We start from the raw sequence: 1,127 nt of genomic DNA, 5'->3' as shown, positions 1-1,127 counted from the left end.
AAATTTTCATATCGCGTAATTTGTTGACTTAATGATCTGATATCTTCTTCAAGCTCTGATTCTTTTAAAGATATGCTATCAACCTCACTCGTATAACGTGACACAAAATTATCGCAAGCTTGCTTCGTTAAATCACTCAATGTTTTCATACTTGTTGATAATGGAATTAACACCGTACTAAAAAATTGCTTAGCTGACGTATACGCTTTCCCTTTAAGCGCATCATCATTGATAAATTGAGTAATTGCTTTTTCCAACGCATCATAATTTGAATTCATTGTTTGACTCAAATTCCCCACACTTGAAGCTTGGTTTCGAGATCTGTCTAAATACATGTCAATACTCATCGGCATGCTCCTTTTTCAAAAATATATGATTTTCAAACTATTTAAAATCAAATGCTTTTTACATCTACAAAGTTGTAAAATTTTAAAACTCGGCGATGATTATTTCTTATGTAAAGGAGTCTAGATGCAGGTAAATTGAGATAACATGTCGCCTTTTTTCTTATTTTAGCATATGGATATAATGGTGTCTTTGTATATTCGCAATTAATCAATAAAAATTATCTTTCAATATTTTAATTTTATTGCGACAACATCCTTAACATTAAATATATTAATATCTCAAAATATATTCACTATTAAAATATGTCATCAGTTGTTAAAAGTATTTCCTCATCATGCGAAATATCAAAACGTATCTAAAATACGAATAAGTTTATACAATCACACAACATCATCATTCAAAATTTTATTGCTCTCATTTTCAATATTCATTTCATATCTATCAGTTCATACATAATTAAAATTTCAATTGTGCAATCTCACCGTTAATGCATCAACTTTCAAACAATAAATCATCACAATAACCACACCTAATTCAACACTTTTCAAACATAAGTATTGACACATTGAGCAAAATGATTTTTAATTGTAACTAATACAGTTACAATTATGAGGTGAGAAACATTGAATTTAGAATTTAACATTGCCGTGCATGTATTAGCTTTTTTAACTAAGCATCATTCAGAAAAATTCAATAGTAGTTCATTAGCAGAATTAACTTGTTTAAATCCTGTTCAATTACGACGCGTGACGACTCAACTTGTCGATTTAAAAATGATT

The 1,127-nt window shown here is 28.7% G+C and carries 2 protein-coding genes and 1 pseudogene; 1 reads left to right on the top strand and 2 read right to left on the bottom strand.

The features are described 5' to 3' along the window. Nucleotides 1-347 (bottom strand): T7SS effector LXG polymorphic toxin (locus tag IDG60_RS15290; RefSeq protein ID WP_241013382.1); only part of this gene is annotated, 347 nt, incomplete at its 3' end. Nucleotides 348-812: 465 nt separating this feature from the next. After that, nucleotides 813-914: a hypothetical protein gene (locus IDG60_RS15285; RefSeq protein WP_001788276.1), complete on the bottom strand. Its 102-nt coding sequence runs from the start codon at nt 912-914 to the stop codon at nt 813-815. A gap of 57 nt (nt 915-971) precedes the next feature. On the opposite strand from IDG60_RS15285, the pseudogene IDG60_RS15280 reads away from it, so the two are divergent. Further along, nucleotides 972-1,127 (top strand): annotated as a pseudogene (locus IDG60_RS15280) (Rrf2 family transcriptional regulator); the annotation flags it as partial.

It is taken from the genome of Staphylococcus sp. EG-SA-2, assembly GCF_017152085.1.
Note: the sequence above shows the minus strand (reverse complement) of the source record. Positions and strands in the feature narration are given on the sequence as shown.

Bases quoted from the DNA above. Each gene is read 5' to 3' on its own strand.
- IDG60_RS15285 (WP_001788276.1), bottom strand. From the start codon at position 914: ATGTGTCAATACTTATGTTTGAAAAGTGTTGAATTAGGTGTGGTTATT.